The organism is Psychrobacter coccoides, from assembly GCF_017498085.1.
Classification (GTDB): domain Bacteria; phylum Pseudomonadota; class Gammaproteobacteria; order Pseudomonadales; family Moraxellaceae; genus Psychrobacter; species Psychrobacter coccoides.
The window spans coordinates 70,773-84,643 of the sequence record NZ_JAGBKM010000016.1; the positions used below are offsets into that span (position 1 = coordinate 70,773).

The following is a 13,871-nucleotide window of genomic DNA, read 5'->3' on the forward strand; positions in this document are numbered from 1 at the left end:
GTCTTTAGACTTTATCGACCACCCTTTATGGATTCTAACCACAATGAATACTTCTCCTACCCATTATGACGTCATCATTATCGGTGCAGGCGCTTCAGGCTTGTACTGTGCGCTGACTGCAGGTCGTCGTGGGCGCCGTGTGTTGGTGCTCGATCATGCCAATAAAGTCGGTAAAAAAATCCTGATGTCAGGGGGTGGTCGCTGTAACTTTACCAATTACTTCGTCGAACCTGAGCACTTTATCAGCACCAACCCACATTTTTTTAAATCCGCATTGAGCCGGTATCCCAGCTGGGAGTTTATCGCCATGGTAGAAGCGCATAACATCGCCTATCACGAGCGTGAGCATGGTCAGCTGTTTTGTGATGACTCGGCCAAAGACATCGTCACTATGCTGCTCGATGAATGCGCTGCCGCCGGGGTACAGATACGTATCAACACCCAGATTGATAACATCGATGCTCATCATGATGCGCATAAAAGGTTTTGGCTCACGACCTCTAAAAAGCTAGGGAAAAAAGACAGCACACATGGCGTTCAGCCCTCACAGGACACATACAGCTGTGAGTCGCTGGTGGTCGCAACGGGTGGCCTGTCGATTCCTACAATGGGCGCAACTGGCCTTGGTTATGAGCTGGCACAACAGTTCGGTCATACGATCATGGCCACTGACCCAAGCCTAGTGCCCTTTACCTTTACCGATAAAACCGGTGAGCTGATTCGCTCTTTGGCAGGTATCAGCCTACCTGTGATTGCCAGTAACGAGCGTATTTCCTTTAAGCTGCCGCTACTGTTTACCCATCGAGGTTTATCGGGTCCATCAATGCTACAGCTGTCCAACTACTGGCATCTGGGCGAGACCATCAATATTAACCTGTTACCTGAAGTTGAGGTTACTGACTTGCTGCTAACTCATAAGAAGTCGCACCCTAAACAACTGATACGCACCGTACTGTCTGAAAGCACCGACCATGCGCTTCCCAAAAAGCTGTTAGCGGCATTACAACATCATCTTTGGGAAGACATCAAAGACACTGAGCTGGCTAATATTAAAGATGAGCGTTTGATGAAGATTGGCGATACGCTTAATAGCTGGCAGCTCAAGCCCTCTGGCACAGAAGGCTATCGCACCGCCGAAGTCACACGTGGCGGTGTCAAAACTGATGAGGTATCGTCGAAAACCATGCAAAGTAATCTGCAAAATGGCCTCTACTTCATTGGTGAGGTACTCGATGTCACAGGATGGCTTGGTGGGTATAACTTCCAGTGGGCATGGGCAAGTGGCTTTGTCTGCGGTGAGGTGGTTTAAGGAAGTAGTTGATTATATCGTTTGGTTGTATCATTAAAAGATAATAAAAAGCCCCAACAGCATTACGCTATCGGGGCTTGGCTAATATAGGAACTAAAATTTCATCTTTTTGCTGTAATATAGTTAACCCATTTTAAAAACGATACAGTGCGGTTGGGATGCTTTCTTTTAAAATACAGTTGCGCAGCCTCTGTGATAACAGCACGCAAGGAAAATTTATACCAACTGCACGATAACATCAACGTATCGATTTTATTTCGAGCTGACTATATTAAGCTTGTTTTTCATCCAAAAACGGATAGTCGGTATAGCCTTTAGTACCGCCGCCATAAAAGGTTTGCGGATGCTGCTCATTTAAAGGCGCATCTTGGCGGATACGTTGTGCCAAATCTGGGTTGGCAATATAGTCACGTCCAAAAGCCACCGCATCAATATAACCTGCCTTAATATTTGTCTCGGCTTTTTCAGCAGTATAACCACCAGCAGCGATAATCATATTATCAAAGGCCTCACGGATACGTTGACGGAATTGGTCACTATATGGCGTCCCCCCTGCCCAATCAGGCTCTGATAAATGCAGATACATCAAGCCACGCTTATTAATCTGTTCAATGAGCCAAAGATTATCCTCTTCATCATAGCCAGCCTCTACCGCATTAAAAGTACCCTGCGGTGAGATACGAATACCGACATGGTCCGCATCCCAAGCATCAACGCAAGCATCGATGATATCCAGCGTTAAACGTGCACGGTTTTCACGGCTACCGCCATACTCATCATCACGCTTGTTGGTGTGCTCTACCCAAAACTGATGCAACAAATACCCATGCGCACCATGTATCTCAATCCCATCAAATCCAGCTTCTTTTGCGCATCTGGTCGCATGAGCGAAGTCTGCAATCACTTGCTGTATCTCATCTAAAGTCGCAGCACGTGGCGGTGTCGTCTCCACCCGAATCGCCTGATCATCACTATCACGCAGCGAGGTACGAGCACCGACTTTGACCTCTGAAGCTGAGATTGGCGCTTTGCTGTCTGGCTGTACGCTCTTATGAGCGACAAGACCTGTATGCCACAGCTGTGCGACGATTTTGCCGCCTTTGGCATGGACATTATCGACGATGGCCTTCCATGCTGTGGTTTGATCTTGGGTATGAATACCAGGCGCACCTGCATAGCCCTTGGCCTGAAAAGAAACCTGCGTCGCTTCTGTAATAATGAGGCCTGCTCCTGCACGCTGCGAGTAGTACTCTGCAGCCAGCGCCGTTGGCACATCACCTGGCTCGATTGAACGCAGGCGGGTCAAGGGTGCCATAAAGATGCGATTTTTTAGCGTTTGCGTGCCCATTTTGATGGGTGCAAATAAGTTATCGTGTGCCATAATAAGCCTTGTTTGTTATTGTATAAAACCGTTTGGTAAGCTGTTTAATCATGCTTAAAAGCGTCTGTCTGAAAGCATGGTTTTCGATTTCCTTTATAAGGGGTATAGGCTATTATTCAAGCTGACTTTACAAACGGCAACACCAAGTTAAAAACGACAGGTTTTAAAAATGATCCGATAAGCTGTGTTATAAAACCATAAAGGCTGGCTGTGTTATCCGTTTAAACATTGATATTTTTCACTCTCATCATTGAATCAATGACCCACCCTAGAGGGCGTGTCCTCATTTTAAAAATGGAGATAAAAATGAGATAAATTGCCGTCAAACAAGGAAAATAGCGCAGATAATATCGGGATATTACCTAGCTATTTAACGCTGTTTGGCAAGATTTAGCCATTTTTAGCCCATTTAGGTATCCTTCGATTGAATTGAGGACACGCCCTAGTAAAGTCGTTGATGTTGTATGAGCTTCCCAACCATTCAAAGGATGTCGTCTGTGGCAAAGAACAAAATACCTCTTATCATCGGTGCCAGCTTATTGTTTGCTCTCACGGCTTGCCAGCCTCCTTCTCCTACAGATAGGTCTGATGCCTCAGACGAGGATATCGCCGCAACCTCTGCACAAACCACTACTTCACCAGATGCGCAGCCACTAGCAAAAGCCAAAACACCAAAAGAGCTCACCACAGCACTGGTGAATTTGTCCGAAGACAAGTTAAGGGATCAGCTGATTTGCTCTAAGCTTGATGACCATATAAATGCTGTGGATCATACAAGTAAAATCGAAAGCGTTCGAGCAGTTCAGCGTCAGCTAAAAGTGTGCTTACCAGCAGCTGATGAGGATTCCGTACTGCAATGGCTACAAGACTATCAAGCGATGTACGCACGGTTTTTGCAGTCTGACAGCTCTATAGATGACGCAGATTTTTTCACCGTCATGAACAATGTAAAACAAGGCAAAAGTATCGCCGTGGCACAATTAAGAAAGATCAGCCCTCGTGCTCGCTATCTTATTGGTTTGATCAGAAGCAATGCGGACGTTAGCATCAGATACTTGGGGGCAAATGACTTTGAATTTCATCATGACCTAGCAGCGATGGCAGATATCTTTACTCCCTATTTAGCAGATGATCAGAGTGAGTTTGTCCAACGTATGGCGCAAGACAATCAGAGCGCATTTTGGTTTGATAACGCAGTGGCATTGTCCTTTGAAGCACTGATTGAGCGTGCTGTGTTTTGGGAGGATTTTATGCAGCGTCATCCTGACAGCCGATTTTATGACCATGCTGAAACTTTGTTTGACCTGTATCGTTACCTGCTGTTTTTTGGCGCCAACAACGTACAGTGGACTGATAAGGATGTCCGAAAATTCTATATTCCCGCCAATGAGCGCTTGATGATGCAACTGACTGAGCATACAGACAGTCGTCTGACACAGAATGCACAAACCCTCTTGGCATTTATGCAGCTGTCAGATAATGAGCGTCAGCAGCGATACCCGATACCTGACGAGGATAACAACGGCCAGCCCATCAATACCGAAGAAAAAGCACACTATCAGTTGATGCAAGCCTTAGCACTCTTTGCACCATGGGACACGGTGCGGGATAAAAACTGCCTAAACGGTATCATTTGTCGAGATGAGAAGGTTGAATGACAAGCACACCCTATTCACTTTTGAGCTGACTATTATAAGCTATGACCTTAGCAGTTTTGTGATAGACAGCTCAAGCGACAGATAAGTACCAATCAATATCACGATAGAGCCGATGACCGCTCGTGTATCCAACGCCTCACCAAGCAGTACATAGCCCAATATAATAGCGAAAATAGGAATGACCAAGGTGATACTCGTCGCTCGTGTCGGCCCGATATTTTTGATCAGCTGATTCATAAAGATTAGCGCAATTGCAGTAGAAAACACACCAATACAGATCACTGCTACCCATGCTTGTAGACTGATGCTTTGACCGTAAGGAAACTCATAAGCAGCCACCGGCAGCATCAGGACACTCGCAATAATCAGCGAGCCTGCCGTAATGGCCACAGGGGACACATGGTACAGATAGCTTCGAGTGATATTGGCGCCGACTGCATAACCGACACAGGCTAGCAGCGCATAACCCATCGGCAATAGACCTGCGAGTAAGCCCTCAGCTGACTCATTGCCAGCAAACAAACTCTCACTCATCAAAATAGTCACGCCGATCACCCCGATGACCAGACCAAGCACTTGCTTTTTTGACAATCTGTCTTTAAAAAAGGTACTGGCAATAAAGCCGCTCATCATCGGCACAGAGGCATTGAGTACCGCCAACACCCCAGCATTGACCGACTGTGCAGAAAGTGAAAACAGCACAAAAGGCAAAGCGGCAGAGAAGATACCAACGAGTGCTAAGAGCTGCCAGTTTTTGCGCAGACCTTCACGGTTTTTCTTTTTGACCAAGATGAAGACCAGCATGACCAGTCCTGCAAATATCACCCGCAGACTGGCAAACGCCAGCGAACCAAACTCAGGTACACCAATACGGTAAAACACAAAGGACAGCGACCACATAAAGGACAGCGTAATAAAGGTAATCAGGTCGCGCTTGCTCATGGGCCAATCCTATTCAGCACGGAGACTGTTTTGTCAGTCATTAAAAATGCCATGTTATAAAACATGGCAATGATGACAGTCTATTCTATAGATAGCAGCTGATTAAATATAGGCTAAGTACAGATTAAGTGCGGCTTGTTGGTGGTTATCTGCTACAGCGTCACCTTATCTAATACAAAATCAATGTCCTTGTCACCACGCCCTGACAAATTCACCAGAATAGTGTCCTCTGGCGACATATCCTTAGCAGTCCTCATCGCATAAGCAATCGCATGGGCAGTTTCAAGCGCTGGAATAATACCCTCCAGTCGTGATAATGCCATAAACGCCTCTAAACACTCAGCGTCTGTCGCCGAATCATAAGTCGCCAGATTATTGTCTTTGAGTAGCGAATGCTGTGGCCCGACACCCGGATAATCCAGACCAGAAGCTATCGAATGTACAGGTGCAGGCTCACCGTCCTTATCGAGTAGGACATAGCATTTAAAACCGTGAATTTCGCCCTTAGTTCCTAAGGTCATGGTGGCTGCATGATTCAACGTATCCAAGCCCTCACCTGCAGGCTCTACGCCTACTTTTTTTACCTCCTTATCATCCAAAAACCCACTAAAGATACCTATAGCGTTAGATCCGCCACCGACACAAGCCACGACTTTATTGGGCAGCGTGCCCGTCGTCTCTAAAAACTGTGCCCGAGCCTCACGGCCAACGACAGATTGAAAGTAGCTGACAATCTCGGGATATGGCGCAGGGCCAAGTGCTGAGCCAATGGCAAACATGCTGTTGTCCAAATCTGCTAAATAACTCTCAAAGGCGCTATCGACCGCTTCTTTTAGCGTCCCTGCCCCCTGTGATACCGGTACGATTTTGGCGCCCAAGATTTTCATACGACTGACATTGGGGTGTTCTTTTTCGATATCGACCACGCCCATATGTATCTCGCACTCGACGCCCATCAAGGCCGCTGCCGTGGCCAAAGCCACACCGTGTTGTCCGGCACCCGTCTCAGCGATAACTTTGGTTTTGCCGAGTTTTTTTGCCAGCAGCACTTCACCCAAACAATGATTGATCTTATGAGCGCCAGTATGATTGAGGTCTTCTCGTTTAAAATAAATCTGCGCCCCGCCGCAATGCTCACTTAAGCGTCTGGCGTGAAATATCGGGCTGGGTCTGCCGACATAAGTCTCACGCAAGCGCTTCATCTCCTGAATAAAGTCATCGTCTTTGATGATCTCACGAAAGCCTTTTTCTATCTCATCCATGGCTTTGGCCAGCTCAGGGTGACCAATCTTGCCGCCAAACTCTCCGTATAGCCCTTCGCTACTCGGCAAAATCGACTGATGTAAACCATAGCTGTCTGTTGCATTGTCTGTTGTCATCGTTAACCCTTAATATCTGAAACTGTGATCGTTAAAATTATGATCGTTAAAAATTATGATATTGAAAACTGTGGTATGTGACTCTTTGGCGTTTTAAAATTGTTCGAGCAAATTATTTTTATAGCGTTATAATAAGGCCGTTGTATTCATGTTCTAGTACGCTGAAACGTATTTTAAGTGAAGTCCTGTTTAAGGTCAATAACTAGAATTGATTTGAAAGTATTTATTAGCTGTTTTGATTCATTTGAGAGGATATCAAGATGTCAAAAAAAGACATTCAGGCGAAAAATCAGGCAAACGACGCTTATGATTATCTACTGAAACTACTGGTCGAAACAGATGACAGAGCACATCTATCAGCGATATTTGATGCGCTGATGACGGAAAAAGAGCAAACGGAGCTGGCCAATCGCTTGACCATATTTGCCCTACTGCAGCAAGGCATGACCCAAAGAGAGATCAGCGCCCAGCTTGGTGTCGGTATCGCAACGGTGTCGAGGGGCGCTAAGGTGTTTAGCCAACACCAGATTGATGAGCTATTGCCTGATATAGGAGAGGTGATTGGGATTTGAGTGTGCAACAATGACTCGTAAGTAGCGTAAAACACCAGTCAGGCAATAATAAAGAGATTTTTGTTTGTTAGACTGACCTTAGTTATGACAACAGCCAGAGGCCAGACAAAGCATGCAACGACGCACATTTATCACATCTATGGGGTTAGGGGTAACCACAATCAGCACTGCAGCGTCCCTGAGTGGCTGCCAAACGCTGGCCAAGCAGCCAAGGCTACCTAACACCGTGACCCAAGTTGGGCACTTTCCCAATATTATCGTCGGGAGCGGTTATGGCGGCGCCGTATCAGCGCTACGGCTCAGCGAGCAGGGTCATAAAGTACTCATTCTAGAGATGGGTATGCGCTGGGACAGAACGCCTGAGCACGATACTTTCTGTCAGATGATCACTGCGGACAAACGCTCTAGTTGGTTTCGCAACAGACCTAACGCCCCGATTCCCATTCCCATCCCGATTAGAAAGTACCCTGGCGTGTTAGACCTGATTGAATATGAGGAGATGAAAGTTTTTGCCGGGCGAGCTTATGGCGGTGGCTCTATCGTCAATGGGGCGATTGCTATCCAACCTAGACGCTCGCATTTCGAAGCCGTCTTTCCGTGGATTGATAGTGATGAGATGTACGATACTTATTTTCCAAAAGCGATGAAAGCCCTCAAAGTCAGCCAAATCCCCGAGTCATTTTTCAATCAATCTGAGCATTATGAATTTACTCGCGCCGCTGAACGCCAAGCATCGAGGGCAGGGCTTAAAACTGAGTTTTTTGGCAACAGCTATGACTTTGATTACATGCAACGTGAGGCCAAAGGCGAGGTCTATCCATCAGCATTGGGCGGCGAAGTCATCTATGGCAATAACGCCGGCAAGTTTTCGCTCGACCTAACCTACCTAAAAGATGCCGAAATCACCGGCAACGTCACCGTTAAAACCCTACGTAAAGTCAATAGCATTCAAGCGCTCGATAATGACCAACTGCGCTTGGAAGTTTATGTCCTCAATACTACTGGCGGTATCGATAAAATAGAACATTATACCTGTGATAAGTTGTTTTTAAATGCTGGCAGTACTGGCACCTCAGAGCTGCTGCTCAAAAGCCAAGCTGAAGGCAAACTCAATAACCTAAACGAGCACATTGGTCAGTATTGGGGACCAAATGGTAATATCATGACCGGACGCAACTTTGTATACTCTGCTGGCACCACTCAATCTACCATCCCTGTCAAAGGCATCAACCTATGGGATGGTGATAGAGGCGGCTCCAAGTACAAAATCTTTGCCGAACTTGCACCCTTGCCACTCGGTCTTGAGACATGGACGACGCTGTATCTTGCCATCACTGACAACCCAGAGCGTGGCAACTATTATTACGATACCGCCACAAAAACCGTCAAACTCAACTGGAAGCGGGCGCAAAATCAGTACTCAGTAAATGCTGCCCAAGAGCTATTAGACAAACTTGGCGCTTCCAACGGCGGCGCCAAGGCTCGCCTGCTATTCAATAATGGCTTTGGCGATGATTTTTGCTATCATCCGCTTGGTGGCTGCGTATTAGGCAAAGCGACTGATGAGGTTGGCCGCGTAAAAGGACATAGCAACATCTATGTGCAAGACGGCGCATTAATCCCCGGTAGCGCAGGCGTCAATCCGTATGTGTTTATCACTGGGCTTGCTGAGCGGAATATGGCGAGGATTTTGAGGGAAGATTTTGGGTAGGTGACTGAATATCTATAAGGATTGGTTGGATAAAAATGCTCTTAAGGGGCGTTTTTTATCTAACTAATTCTTATAGAAATAACTTATTGGCCGTTTGTCACTCTTACCTGCGCCAAGCAAAGAAGTACGTGCATAACCCTATCTGCTACAGAGCAATTGAATGCTTCTGATGGACTTATCGCATGGCATACGTCATTACGTATATTCCAACCTCTCTGCTCTGTGAGTAATATTCTAAAATAAAATGATAAATCAATACCAAAGCATTCTTGGACTTTCTCATCTCTAAGTAAGTCATCAAAGGTTCTTAACTGCAACCCACCTTGCCTATTTCTTTTTGAAGTTGCCCCTCCTGTTAATTCGACTAACAACCGAATAGCAGCTTCTGTTTGAGGTACTAATATATGTATTGCTGAAATATAATCTTGATCCAAATACGCTTGTAAACCAGCATGGATAAGATCCTTTTTTGTTTCTTCAAATATAGGTGACGCTAATACAAAGTCAGCCAAATCTTGCACTTTTATATTATAAACTTCTAAGGCCTTTTTTAATGAATGCTTAAGAAAAAAGGCGTTAGTATTTAAATTACTAGAAAGTTGGTGAATCACGTGCCCTTCTAAATCGTCTTCAACGCTGCCAATATTTGCGATAGGTCTGCCTTTGTGATCTTGAAGTGTCTTAGTAAACAAGTATGTCAGCGGATAATTTTTTGCTAGCTCTAAAACCTGTTCCTCTACTTGATCTTTCTTTGGAATAAAATGTGCTGCAATTCTTACAAGTGTATTTTCTAGACCACCATTTGTCATTGAGTCGAGATAAGCTTCTAACTGTTCTTTTGGTATTTCTATGCTGTGAGAGAAGGACTGCATACTATCTACAACTTTTGGACCTATCTCGGTTATCTTTCTAGTTACTCGCTCTATGTCACTTTTCATATTGAAGCTAACATATATATTGTGCACATGTTGCAACCATGAAGAAGCTTGTATAGGTGCCACATCATCGCACGCATCCTCGAAACTTTTACCAACTACCTTTATCACTCGAGTTGCTTCTTCTTTGTTTCCTTTAACTCTATAATAATCTGCTAAACGGACGCCTGCTGACTCACACCCCCATGGAGAGCTATCTTTAGAAAGTCGAATTAATCGCTGCTCAAGATCTTCTATCAATTTTTCTCTTTGATCCTCGAATAAATACTTGCTCTTACCTAAAACAAAAAGATCGAAGCAAAACCCCCAAAGTCCCGCTTTACTGTCCTCTGCTATACGACCTTCAAGATTGATAGCACTTTCAATACACCTGTTTATGAGATCGCTATTATTTAAGCCAACTGCAACCTTATAAGCTCTAATAATTTTTTTAATAGCTTCAGTAGGATTCTTACAAAGACCTTTATCTGTTATCTCAAGAAGCGCGTTTATATAATCAACGGCAATAGTATATTCAGGTTTTTTATTAATGGCAGGTTTAGAAAAATCCCATATAAGACCACAATAACGTGCTTTTAATATTGGATTAGCGGTGCTTTTTGATCTACTTATCCAGTGTTCCACAACTTCTTCAGTAATCGAAGAAATGCTAGGGCTTTCATAAACCTTACCGTCATCTCCAAACCATACCATCATAGGACCAAAGTAAGTACCCCAACCACTCTGTTTATGCTGATAGTCCTCACAAAATCCAAATGCAATTCTCTCTGCAATAGACTCCGAACTTGGATCTTCGTGTGTAACTTCATTAATCTTTGTTGCAATGGATGACTCGGTAATCTTTTCATCTGACTTATCCAACTCACTAATTAGCTGGGCTAGCTCAATATTCATCGCCATTCTCCGTTAAAACCATTCAAGACTTTACTCAGCGAAATAGTTTTTTTATTTACTTAAGTTTAGTCCCAATAATAGCATAGGAGTAAGTGAAGCTTTAAGATATCACTGGTCAGCTTCAAGAGCGATTTAGCCCTGATAGCAGCGGTATCCTAACGCCGACGATGGCAATGCGGACTATGGCTGGTGGTGGTCGCTCGAATGTTGGAACGCCACCAGACAAACCAGTCCGCACGCCATCGACAAGTTAGATACAAGCGGATAGCAGAATTGGCTCCAACAAATACTTTTCTTTCAAAACCTATAAAATCTCGTCCAAAACACTCCGCCTTTCCCTACCACACACCCATTGAATTAAAACCTTACATCAGCAACAATAAAGAGTATCTACTATCAACAATAAGGGACAACCCATGAAACTACGCATCCTAAAATCCGCCGTGACCAACCCCTGGTTTAACCTCGCCACCGAAGACTGGATATTTAATACGCTCAATCCCGACTCGCACACACTCTTTTTATGGCGCAATAGCGAGACCGTGGTTATTGGACGCTCACAAAATCCGTGGGTAGAGTGCAAAATCGACAAAATGGAAGCAGATGGGGTGTTTTTGGCACGGCGTCAGAGTGGCGGCGGCGCAGTGTTTCATGATTTGGGCAACACCAACTTTACTTTTCTGTCGCCCAAAGACGACTACGACCAAGAGGCCAACTTTACCATTATCATCAATGCGCTAAAAAAACTGGGCATAGACGCTGAGCAATCAGGACGTAACGACATGCAAGTCGGTGATAAGAAAATATCAGGCAGCGCCTTTAAACATGCGCTCGACCGCAGCTTTCATCATGGCACATTATTGGTCAACGCCAACATGCAAAAGCTCGGCGATTATCTCAATCCGCATCCGCTCAAATTACAAGCCAAAGGTATCAAATCGGTACGTTCAAGAGTGGCTAACTTAGTAGAGTTTAATGAAGACATCAATCACGAGACTTTATCTGCTGCCATTATCGAGGCGTTTCGTGAGTACTATCATGACACTGATTCTGGCGACACCGTGCCAGTACAAGAGCTGGATGAAGCCAGTCTCGCCAAACAGCCCAGCCTAAACGCTTATTATGAGCAAATGGCCGATTGGAACTGGCGCTTTGGTAAGACGCCGCAGTTTAGTCATCATATCGAGACCCGCTTTGATTGGGGTATTATTGATTTGCATATGGATGTTCAGCAAGCGCTGATTACTGACGTGGTTATTTTCTCTGACGCGCTAAACGTCGAGCTGATTGATTTATTAAAGCAGACGTTAACAGACATCAAATATAATAGAGGTGAGATAAAAGCCAAGCTTGCCGAGCTCGGCAAAGCGCATCCTGATTTGGCAGCGCAGATTGACGATGTGTCTGAGTGGTTACTTGGTGAGATGGAAGGTTAATTCGTTAAACACGTAGGTGGGTTAAGCGCTCGTCAACCCACCTTCTTATTCAAATAATAAGCCACTAAAGCTAAGAGGTTATTTAAGCGTTAGCCCTTTTGCCGATTGATCATTGTCATACCATTTGAGCTCGATCTCAAGGCTATGCTCGGTGCCTTTTCTTCTTTTCTCTTCATTCTCGACTTGAACCTCCAAAGTAAGGTTCTCTGGTAACTCTAACTGCAAGTCTTCTGTGCCTTGGCTGAGTATCACCGCACCAGTGGAGATTTTGTCAGCTAACTCATGCAAAAACGCCACCACTTCTTCTCTGCTTTTTCGTTCTTTACTTTTAAACAACCTCACTTCTTTGGCCATGATAGCGCTCCATTATCACACACATTTAAAGATACTGGCATGTACTACTATTATAATAGCCTATAGAATTAAATTATCAATTAAGCCTATGTCAATAAACTCGCAAATGCTGTGTAACTATCCCCTAAACTAACACAGCTCAAACGTAGAATTTCTTATAAAATACCCATAAGGAGTTTTGATATGAGCAAACGAATGACTGAGACCCAAATCGTATCGATATTAAAAGAAGCAGAAGCTGGGATACCTGCTAAAGAGCTGTGTCGTAAATACGGGATTGCTAGCTCGACTTTCTATAAATGGCGTTCCAAGTATGGTGGTATGGAAGCCTCTGACGTCAAACGCTTAAAAGAGCTTGAAGAAGAAAACCGTAGACTCAAACAGATGTATGCTGATTTAAGCCTTAAAGCGCAAATGCAAGAAGATATCATAAAAAAGCTATAGCGCCTGTACCCGAGCGCAAAGTCTGGGCGCAAGAATTACAGGCGCAGTATGGTGTCAGTATTGCATTGAGCTGTCAGGTCGTGTGCATGAGTCGAACTGCTTACTACTATAAATCTAAACTATCTGATGATAGTGAGATTATCGATGTCTTAAACAAGCTTACTGACAAGCACAATCGTTGGGGTTTCCCAAAGTGTTTTAAGCGTATACGCAAGCTTGGCTATTCATGGAATCATAAGCGAGTACACCGTGTTTATACAGCGTTAAACTTAAACCTACGCCGTAAGTCTAAAAGACGGCTACCAACACGTAATCCCCAGCCGCTAAGTGTGCCAAACGCATTGGGTCATACTTGGTCTATGGACTTTATGAGCGATAAGCTGCACAACAATATTCGCTTTCGAACCTTTAATGTGATTGATGATTACAACCGTGAAGTATTAGGCATTGATATTGGTACCAGTATGCCTTCACTCCGAGTAATTCGCTACCTTGACCAGCTAGCCGAGTGGCATGGCTATCCTAAGCAAATTCGTGTGGATAACGGCAGTGAGTTTACATCCAGCATATTTACTGATTGGGCATCAGCTCATGGCATCTATATTGATTATATCGAGCCTGGCTGTCCTTATCAGAATGCTTATATTGAACGGTTTAATCGCAGTTACCGCAATGAGGTTTTGGATTGTTATTTATTCAATGATTTAAATGAAGTCAGTAAGCTTACTGAGGAATGGATCAAGGTTTATAACACTGAAAGACCCCATGATTCACTTAATGATATGACACCTGCTGAGTACAGGCAGGTGGCTTAATTATTCTACGATGATGTTGTGTTAAGAGTGGGGTATTTACA

Annotated in this window: 11 protein-coding genes; 6 read left to right on the top strand and 5 right to left on the bottom strand. The window is 44.5% G+C overall.

Features of this window, described 5'->3' with window-relative positions:
• Window positions 1-43: 43 nt before the first annotated feature.
• Window positions 44-1,309, top strand: a complete 1,266-nt coding sequence (locus J3492_RS09395) for a BaiN/RdsA family NAD(P)/FAD-dependent oxidoreductase (protein WP_207991792.1) — start codon at window positions 44-46, stop codon at window positions 1,307-1,309.
• Window positions 1,310-1,580: 271 nt separating this feature from the next.
• On the opposite strand, the gene nemA is transcribed toward J3492_RS09395, so the two are convergent.
• Window positions 1,581-2,690: an alkene reductase gene (nemA, locus tag J3492_RS09400; protein ID WP_207991793.1), complete on the bottom strand. Its 1,110-nt coding sequence runs from the start codon at window positions 2,688-2,690 to the stop codon at window positions 1,581-1,583.
• A 497-nt stretch (window positions 2,691-3,187) separates the two neighbouring features.
• Here nemA and J3492_RS09405 point away from each other — a divergent pair, with 497 nt between their 5' ends.
• Entirely contained in the window at window positions 3,188-4,348 is a 1,161-nt protein-coding gene (locus J3492_RS09405) for a hypothetical protein (protein ID WP_207991794.1), read from the top strand.
• Between the two features lie 39 nt (window positions 4,349-4,387).
• Here J3492_RS09405 and J3492_RS09410 read toward each other — a convergent pair whose 3' ends face one another.
• Window positions 4,388-5,290 carry a DMT family transporter gene (locus tag J3492_RS09410; protein ID WP_207991795.1) on the bottom strand — a complete coding sequence of 301 codons (903 nt, stop codon included), beginning with the start codon at window positions 5,288-5,290 and terminating at the stop codon, window positions 4,388-4,390.
• A gap of 152 nt (window positions 5,291-5,442) precedes the next feature.
• Window positions 5,443-6,669: a tryptophan synthase subunit beta gene (gene trpB, locus J3492_RS09415; RefSeq protein WP_207991796.1), complete on the bottom strand. Its 1,227-nt coding sequence runs from the start codon at window positions 6,667-6,669 to the stop codon at window positions 5,443-5,445.
• A gap of 260 nt (window positions 6,670-6,929) precedes the next feature.
• Between trpB and J3492_RS09420 the strand changes: the two genes are divergently transcribed.
• Window positions 6,930-7,241 (top strand): Trp family transcriptional regulator, encoded by a 312-nt coding sequence (locus tag J3492_RS09420; RefSeq protein ID WP_207991797.1) that lies wholly within the window; start codon window positions 6,930-6,932, stop codon window positions 7,239-7,241.
• Window positions 7,242-7,353: 112 nt separating this feature from the next.
• The gene (locus J3492_RS09425; RefSeq protein WP_207991798.1) at window positions 7,354-8,952 is read left to right on the top strand and encodes a GMC oxidoreductase; all 1,599 of its coding nucleotides are present in this window, start codon (window positions 7,354-7,356) and stop codon (window positions 8,950-8,952) included.
• A gap of 83 nt (window positions 8,953-9,035) precedes the next feature.
• Here the strand turns inward: J3492_RS09425 and J3492_RS09430 are convergent, their stop codons facing one another.
• A complete protein-coding gene (locus tag J3492_RS09430; protein WP_207991799.1) occupies window positions 9,036-10,781 on the bottom strand; it encodes a DUF4209 domain-containing protein in 1,746 nt (581 codons plus the stop codon).
• Between the two features lie 416 nt (window positions 10,782-11,197).
• Here J3492_RS09430 and lplA point away from each other — a divergent pair, with 416 nt between their 5' ends.
• Window positions 11,198-12,217, top strand: coding sequence for a lipoate--protein ligase (gene lplA / locus J3492_RS09435; RefSeq protein ID WP_207991800.1), 1,020 nt, complete (start codon window positions 11,198-11,200; stop codon window positions 12,215-12,217).
• 78 nt (window positions 12,218-12,295) lie between these two features.
• Here lplA and J3492_RS09440 read toward each other — a convergent pair whose 3' ends face one another.
• Window positions 12,296-12,571, bottom strand: a complete 276-nt coding sequence (locus J3492_RS09440; RefSeq protein WP_207991801.1) for an amphi-Trp domain-containing protein — start codon at window positions 12,569-12,571, stop codon at window positions 12,296-12,298.
• Window positions 12,572-12,754: 183 nt separating this feature from the next.
• Between J3492_RS09440 and J3492_RS09445 the strand changes: the two genes are divergently transcribed.
• Window positions 12,755-13,830, top strand: a protein-coding gene (locus J3492_RS09445) for an IS3 family transposase (protein WP_424108382.1) whose coding sequence is annotated in 2 segments (ribosomal slippage) — window positions 12,755-13,004 and window positions 13,004-13,830 — 1,077 coding nt in all. Because the reading frame shifts where the segments join, the coding sequence is not laid out codon by codon here.
• The last annotated feature ends 41 nt before the right edge of the window (window positions 13,831-13,871 follow it).

Bases quoted from the DNA above. Each gene is read 5' to 3' on its own strand.
- J3492_RS09395 (WP_207991792.1), top strand. From the start codon at position 44: ATGAATACTTCTCCTACCCATTATGACGTCATCATTATCGGTGCAGGC.
- nemA (WP_207991793.1), bottom strand. From the start codon at position 2,690: ATGGCACACGATAACTTATTTGCACCCATCAAAATGGGCACGCAAACG.
- J3492_RS09410 (WP_207991795.1), bottom strand. From the start codon at position 5,290: ATGAGCAAGCGCGACCTGATTACCTTTATTACGCTGTCCTTTATGTGG.
- trpB (WP_207991796.1), bottom strand. From the start codon at position 6,669: ATGACAACAGACAATGCAACAGACAGCTATGGTTTACATCAGTCGATT.
- J3492_RS09420 (WP_207991797.1), top strand. From the start codon at position 6,930: ATGTCAAAAAAAGACATTCAGGCGAAAAATCAGGCAAACGACGCTTAT.
- J3492_RS09425 (WP_207991798.1), top strand. From the start codon at position 7,354: ATGCAACGACGCACATTTATCACATCTATGGGGTTAGGGGTAACCACA.
- J3492_RS09430 (WP_207991799.1), bottom strand. From the start codon at position 10,781: ATGAATATTGAGCTAGCCCAGCTAATTAGTGAGTTGGATAAGTCAGAT.
- lplA (WP_207991800.1), top strand. From the start codon at position 11,198: ATGAAACTACGCATCCTAAAATCCGCCGTGACCAACCCCTGGTTTAAC.
- J3492_RS09440 (WP_207991801.1), bottom strand. From the start codon at position 12,571: ATGGCCAAAGAAGTGAGGTTGTTTAAAAGTAAAGAACGAAAAAGCAGA.